We start from the raw sequence: 6,349 nt of genomic DNA, 5'->3' as shown, positions 1-6,349 counted from the left end.
CTATGCGTTGGTTTAAGTGTTTAGGGTGGTATGCGGCGGCTTCAGTATTGCGTTGCTCACCCCTTAACAGAGCGTTAGGCTTCTGGAGTTAAGTATGTTTGATGAGATATTTAAAGAGTTCGACATTATACACAGAGAGTACGCTAATTCGTATTCTAATTATGAGGAAGGTAAGTACGACTTAGCATACTTTTATAACGAGAGAGCAAATGTTTCTATTTTTTCGGGGGCTATTTGGCGGCAACAAGGATACAAGGCTCTAGTCCTTGAAGAATACTCAACTGACAAAGAAAAACTGGAAAGTAACAATCAGGACTTTGGCGTAAGAGGCTATCGAGGGCGGCGAGATTTGTGGTTTTGTTTAGATGATCAGCAATTTCGCTGTGAAGCAAAACAGCTATGGTGGTCACTTGAGAACTTAAATAAGCATGATTTTTCCAATGCAATTCAGCTTGCAGTAAATGAAGCTAGTAAAATTGAAAAACAGTATATTTACGAGAATAATTTTGCGCTTGGCATTGTTTTTATAACGCTCAAAATGTGCAGAGCCAATCTCAGTAAGAGCTATAGTTATCTTTCGGAATTAGATCGTTTAGTGTCTATATATCAACAACATGATTTAATTTTTCACAAATTAGTACTTGATGAAGTCCTAAATTCAGGGGGGGATTCTTCGATTATTTACCCTGGAGTATTAGTTCTTATCAAAAAAGCCTAACAAACAATTTAAGAGCGATTCGGCACGCGTGGCATTTTTACTATGCGTTGGTTCAAGTGATTAAGGTAGTATGCGGCGGCATCAGTATTGCGTGCCTCACACCTTAATTGGGCGTTAGCAGCCAACCATTGACTCGGGGTAAGTTGTAGAGAATCTATGTCAAGTTTTAGTATGAAAAGACCCAGTTTTCCGAAGTGGGCGCCTAAATCAGTCATAGCTGAATGGATAGAAAAAGCCGAAGAAGTAGAATACTGGTATCGTAAATTTCCTATGCTTGAACCGGAAACGGATGATGCTGATGTCTTAGAGCGTCTTCTAACTTATGAAGATATGAAAAGTGTGTGGGAGCGATTACCAAAATACAATATTAAGCCCACACTGTTTTGTTCAATGGTGCAGTGTTCCTTGTTGTTTTTAGATATGAAACCTTACAATCTCACGCCCAAGGAATATTCCAATTGGTTGATTGAGGTTAGGGAAACTGCGTTAAAACTGAAACAATTAATTCAGCATAGTGCTTATGACCGTATCTATCAGGAGCAATATTTAGTAAAGAGGCAGAAACATGTGATGAGCAGTATCATGGCGCATTCTTTTAAAATACTCGATCCAACTATAGACCCAGAACAACATAAGAAAACTGAACCATCTTACAAGTCATGGCCAGATCTCTCGCCTAAATTGTTGAGTGAGGCTTTATCTGATATCGCTAAGATGGAATCAGATGATGATATTGGTACTGCTGGTGCTAAATCTTCAACGTCAGTTAAGTTGGATAAACCGAAACACCCTAATGCCAAACGTAGTTATTTCGTTCGAAAGCTGACTCAACAACTTAGAGAGCAAACCGGTCAACCTTTGCGAGATATTGTTACGATTACTACAGCTACAGTCTTTGACATCCCCAATCTAACCGAGAGACAAGTAATTAGAATGGCCCCCTGACACTATTCTTTAAATTTTCGATTTTAGTGTCATGTCAGGTAGCGAAGGGGATTACTTATCCTGTTGTAACTTTCACAACAGGATTTAAAGTATGAACATTAAGGTATCAGTTAGTTTAAGTATCAGTAATCAGTCACTCTTTCTTGTTTATCAATTAGCTCGCATTGCTTTTATGGCTACATGTATGTTTCTTTAAGCAATGCGTATTTGGCTGCTAACAAACTGTTTAAGAGTGATTCGCAACGCGTGGCATTTTTATTATGCGTTGGTTTTAGTTGTTAAGGTGGTATGCGGCGGCTTCGGTATTGCGTTGCTCACACCTTAACAGGGCGTTAGTTGCCAAGGCGAAAAACGCATCTAAAGCAGAATGTTTAGGGCTAATGTTCGTGCATTTCTGGCTCGGTTTTGTATTTCAAATTTTAATCTTTCAGGATTATGTAGATCAGGCTTTGGTTTTTTGTGGTCGGACTTTCTGTTTCAGAAGCCGATTCACTTGTTGAGAGTCAGCTCTGTGATATTGTCTTTTCAAATGAGCTTTTTGGTGTTGTTGGCCCGTTTTCTACGGCGCTGTTTGTTCCAAGTGGTTTCAGTGACAGGCGCTTTGAAACTGCGCCTGAACAGAGTTTTTCAAAATACGTAAAGCAAGTGTTGGCAAAACGGCAATCGGCTTCAAATCAAAGCTTTAGGTTTGGCAACTAACAAAGCATTCAAGAGGGATTCACAACGCTTGGCAGTTTTGGTTTGAACTAGCTTAAGTGTTTACGGCACAATAGCTTAGGCTGGGTGGTGGCGTTGTTCACCCCTTAATGCGGCGTTAAGTACCATGCGCACCACACGAGATTGTGATGCGCATATGTTTTGTGTTAATCGATAGAATCTAGATCGTCGTATGGTTCAAAATTATCATCGATGAGGTGTGATATTTGATGATCAATTTTACTCATGGTCCTCTCTAATAAATCTAAATCTTCATTTCTCAAAGCTCTAACCGTTCTTCGTCTAAGCTTTTCATATGAAGAGTCAGCATCTCTGGATCGAGTACCAATTCTTGCCCAGTTTTCAGTCGCACTTGCTCGTAAAAATATGAAGCTTGAATTTCCGGTTGGAATCATAAACCAGCCAAGTTCGATCATAGATTCTGCTAACTGGTCTAAGAATCGGTAATCTAGACGATCTCGAAATGCAAGGCGCTTTAGTGATCTTTCAGTAAGGATAAACCTTTTTACATCTATACGACGTGATGGTTTCTTCTCTCTTTGATCTGCTTCGTAATCTGCTGCGTTTAGAAGAATTAGCTTTGCAGTTTCTTCTGCGCTCGTTAATAGTCGTTTCATTGAATTATTATCCACTAAATGGTCAAAGTTAAGTAAACGGATACATTCTGTATGGTGTTTACGAGACAAAAAGTACATAGATTGGATTTAATTGTCAACGTTTGGTGTGCATGATTACTTGTTTTTGGTGGTTTATGTTGGGATGGTACTTAACAAAGCATTTAAGAGTGATTCCCAACGCTTGGCATTTTTCATTCCATCGTTGGGTTTTGTGTTTACGGTGGTATAGTTAGGTTTCGTGGTAGCGTTGCTCACACCTTAATGCGGCGTTATACGCTTTTGAGGAAATAATCCAATATGAACAAGGTAGTATTCAGAAATTGCGATGAAAAGAGTGAGTATTGGGTTGCTCTAGAAAAGCTGTTTCAAACGGAATGGTCTGACTTTCTATTCGTAGATACCTATAAAACAGAATCTAAACTTCCACTGGTAATTGTCGCTCTCAGAGACAATCAAGTTATCGGTGGTCTTGCTTACTCGTGCTTTAAAGAACCTCATGGTGACTCAGAAGTTATTTGGTTTAATGCTGTTTATGTTTCACCAGATTGGCGCGGGCAAGGTATTGCTAGTGAACTGATTAACCGAGGTGTTAGCCAAGTATCAGCAGCAACTCAAAGTAACCTGTATGCTTACACAAATGTACCATCGTTGTACGAGTCATTAGGTTGGTTAGCGGTTGATATTGAAAGTGAGCCAAATCATAAGGTTATGACAGTTTCGTTGTAGTGTCAGCACGCGTATAACAAAGCATTTAAGAGTGATTCGCAACGCTTGGCGTTTTCGCTTCGCTCAAGTATAGCCAAGCGTCGCTCACACCTTAATGCGGCGTTATGTTTTTTGGGAGAAAATGATGGAATTCAAGCTAGAAATCTATGCACCTGAAACAGAAGTCGTAGCTATCCGTGATGTACTTAACTCAGTTGGCGCTGGTGTTGTGGGTGACTATGACAGCGTTATTTCAATCGTAAAAATTTTAGGTTTCTGGAGACCAACTGAAGGCTCGGAACCTGTTACTGGCGAGAAGGGTGAAATTAACTTTGGTGAAGAGGTCAGAATTGACGTTAGATGCCAAGAGTCTTTAGTTCAAGCTGCACTTGATGCTATTCGAACAATTCACCCTTACGAAGAACCAGTGATCAACATTTTACCTCTCTACAACCATAAGTTTGTCTAGCTACGTCAGCACAAACATAACAAACTGTTCAAGAGGGATTCGCAACGCGTGGCATTTTCACTATGCGTCGATTTTAGTGATTAAGGTGGTTTGCGGTGGCTTTGGTATTGCGTTGCTCACCCCTTAACAGGGCGTTAGTACGGGTTTGACATCAAAGGTTATAAGTTTTGGTGTTTATCTGTTTTGGCGCTCGTATTTACACCTTTCAGTTAGTGTCTCTCACGTTCTATCCGGTGGCACTATATGCGAAGTGTTTGCTTTGATTTCACCGTTTACGGCTTCTAACTCTTAGCCTATTTCTTTGGCGCTTCTTCATTTTCGTGGTGGCTTTTGAGAAAGCCTTGATTACTTTTGGTGTGGCTGTTGAAGTACGAGGAAAGAATCCTTTTCTAATTTGAAATTTGCAAAGTAGGGCTGTCCAGTGCGTTTTTCTTCTAGCCAACTTTCGTCTTTCAATCGGGGTAAAGTTTTGTAGCTGCCCGTCTCACTTCAGTGTTCAAAGCCTTTCATATCATCTCAATTTTCAATATCTTGGAGCGCATAAATAGAAGTAACGCATGTACTAACAAATTGCTTAAGAGTGATTCGTAACGCGTGGCATTTTTACTATGCGGTGGCTTATGTGAATAAGGCGCCGTGCGGTAGCTTTTGTATTGCGTTACTCACACCTTAGCAAGGCGTTATGCGTAATCGATGGAGTACCGAGAATTAGATGGAAGTAGTAGAAGCGGAAAAATCGGATTTAGATTCATTCTTTGTGTATCTAGAAAATCAGCTGTCTGAAAATGGTAATGGAGAAGTTCCTCTTTTCCAGCCAATGTCCAGAGAGCAAAGTGAAATTCCAGAAGTAACAAAAGATAGGTTTATCCAAGGCTTTTCTCATCAGTTTGGCGACTTAGGTTGGAGAAAACTTTGGGTTGTAAAAGACACCTCTGGAAATATCAAAGGTCATATTGATCTTCGCCACCACAGTGATGAAAGCCGTTCCCACAGAGTTCTATTAGGTATGGGCGTAGATTTTTCTTGCCGGAAGCAAGGTCTTGGTCAAAGACTCATTGATGCTGTTATAAATTTCTGCCAAGAAAAAGCTGAAATTGACTGGCTTGATCTTTGTGTATTGTCAGAGAATTTCCCAGCAAAGAACCTCTACTTAAAAGCAGGGTTCAATGTTGTTGGAGAGTTCAAAGATCAATATAGAATCGACGGTTTGTCAGTCTCGGAAACAGCAATGACAATGTACGTCAAAAATTACGCATAACAATCTGTTTAAGAGTGATTCGCAACGCGCGGCATTTTTACTATGCGTTGGTTTTAGTGGTTAAGGTAGTATGCAGCAGCATCGGTATTGCGTTGCTCACACCTTAACAGGGCGTTAAATTACAAGGAAGCTTATGAGCATTATTTTTCATCCAGTATTATTAACATTTATTACGTTGCTAGTTGGTGCACATGTTTTTGGCTACAAGACTTCAGGGAAGTGGCCAAAATCGTACTGGAAAGCTGGTGATTATATATGGTTGTCATTGGCTTTTTTTGCATTGATTAATGCGCTTTCAACCACACGAATTAATGAAGCTGTGCAAGCAGAGAAAATTCTCAGAAAGCAACTTGTATCAAGTTATAATGACCGAATATCCAACCTTGAAAAAGGACAAGCATTTATGGAAAAACACTTTACGCTTGATGGTATAGATAGCCCAGCATTTGATATCGGATTAAAGGAACTAGCTGAAGATGCCTCAACAATCGATGCACGTACAGCTAAATTAAGAAGTGACATTTCGGAAAATGAGAGCCAAAAGGTAGAAACAGCCTTTGAAAAAAGTGCCAAAAGTATTTACGTATATTTCTTAGTTATTGGCTTAGCTATACGGATTACAATGGCTAGCGCTGAAGTATTCAATTGGTATAAAAAATAATTTAACAAACAATTTAAGAGTGATTCGGCACGCTTGGCATTTTTATTATGCGTTGGTTTTAGTGATTAAGGTGGTATGCGGCAGCATCGGTATTGCGTGCCTCACACCTTAATTGGGCGTTAGGCGAATGGAGTAAATAATGAGATTTTTGATTGTTATTTTGGGGATGTTTTCTGCATTAGCAGCGACGGCAGAAGAGACTCGATGTGGATGGCTTGAAAACCCTTCTCCTGCCAATATGTGGTTGATTGATCGCGAT

8 protein-coding genes are annotated in these 6,349 nt (G+C 39.9%); 7 read left to right on the top strand and 1 reads right to left on the bottom strand.

Annotation, left to right across the window (positions count from 1 at the left end; translation table 11 throughout):
* Positions 1-94: 94 nt before the first annotated feature.
* Entirely contained in the window at positions 95-718 is a 624-nt protein-coding gene (locus R7O03_RS22340; RefSeq protein ID WP_140148972.1) for a hypothetical protein, read from the top strand.
* A 156-nt stretch (positions 719-874) separates the two neighbouring features.
* Complete coding sequence (locus R7O03_RS22335) at positions 875-1,663, top strand: hypothetical protein (RefSeq protein ID WP_005475702.1); 789 nt, start codon at positions 875-877, stop codon at positions 1,661-1,663.
* Between the two features lie 863 nt (positions 1,664-2,526).
* Here the strand turns inward: R7O03_RS22335 and R7O03_RS22330 are convergent.
* The gene (locus R7O03_RS22330; RefSeq protein ID WP_318132055.1) at positions 2,527-2,997 is read right to left on the bottom strand and encodes a hypothetical protein; all 471 of its coding nucleotides are present in this window, start codon (positions 2,995-2,997) and stop codon (positions 2,527-2,529) included.
* A 297-nt stretch (positions 2,998-3,294) separates the two neighbouring features.
* Between R7O03_RS22330 and R7O03_RS22325 the strand changes: the two genes are divergently transcribed.
* The 5 genes from R7O03_RS22325 to R7O03_RS22785 all read left to right on the top strand — a co-directional run.
* Positions 3,295-3,723, top strand: a complete 429-nt coding sequence (locus R7O03_RS22325; RefSeq protein ID WP_318132054.1) for a GNAT family N-acetyltransferase — start codon at positions 3,295-3,297, stop codon at positions 3,721-3,723.
* 121 nt (positions 3,724-3,844) lie between these two features.
* Positions 3,845-4,171, top strand: coding sequence for a hypothetical protein (locus R7O03_RS22320; RefSeq protein WP_318132053.1), 327 nt, complete (start codon positions 3,845-3,847; stop codon positions 4,169-4,171).
* A gap of 712 nt (positions 4,172-4,883) precedes the next feature.
* The gene (locus R7O03_RS22315; protein ID WP_025523659.1) at positions 4,884-5,429 is read left to right on the top strand and encodes a GNAT family N-acetyltransferase; all 546 of its coding nucleotides are present in this window, start codon (positions 4,884-4,886) and stop codon (positions 5,427-5,429) included.
* Between the two features lie 133 nt (positions 5,430-5,562).
* Positions 5,563-6,090 (top strand): hypothetical protein, encoded by a 528-nt coding sequence (locus R7O03_RS22310; protein ID WP_315956406.1) that lies wholly within the window; start codon positions 5,563-5,565, stop codon positions 6,088-6,090.
* Positions 6,091-6,229: 139 nt separating this feature from the next.
* Positions 6,230-6,349, top strand: a 120-nt coding sequence (locus tag R7O03_RS22785) for a DUF4087 domain-containing protein (RefSeq protein ID WP_411977485.1), incomplete at its 3' end; no start/stop codon positions are given.

Source organism: Vibrio sp. Vb2960, from assembly GCF_033337665.1.
Classification (GTDB): Bacteria; Pseudomonadota; Gammaproteobacteria; order Enterobacterales; family Vibrionaceae; genus Vibrio; species Vibrio alginolyticus.
This window is presented reverse-complemented; position numbering and strand designations above follow the sequence as displayed.

What these genes read in the sequence shown, in the direction of transcription:
- R7O03_RS22340 (WP_140148972.1), top strand. Translation starts at nt 95, where the DNA reads ATGTTTGATGAGATATTTAAAGAGTTCGACATTATACACAGAGAGTAC.
- R7O03_RS22335 (WP_005475702.1), top strand. Translation starts at nt 875, where the DNA reads ATGTCAAGTTTTAGTATGAAAAGACCCAGTTTTCCGAAGTGGGCGCCT.
- R7O03_RS22330 (WP_318132055.1), bottom strand. Translation starts at nt 2,997, where the DNA reads ATGAAACGACTATTAACGAGCGCAGAAGAAACTGCAAAGCTAATTCTT.
- R7O03_RS22325 (WP_318132054.1), top strand. Translation starts at nt 3,295, where the DNA reads ATGAACAAGGTAGTATTCAGAAATTGCGATGAAAAGAGTGAGTATTGG.
- R7O03_RS22320 (WP_318132053.1), top strand. Translation starts at nt 3,845, where the DNA reads ATGATGGAATTCAAGCTAGAAATCTATGCACCTGAAACAGAAGTCGTA.
- R7O03_RS22315 (WP_025523659.1), top strand. Translation starts at nt 4,884, where the DNA reads ATGGAAGTAGTAGAAGCGGAAAAATCGGATTTAGATTCATTCTTTGTG.
- R7O03_RS22310 (WP_315956406.1), top strand. Translation starts at nt 5,563, where the DNA reads ATGAGCATTATTTTTCATCCAGTATTATTAACATTTATTACGTTGCTA.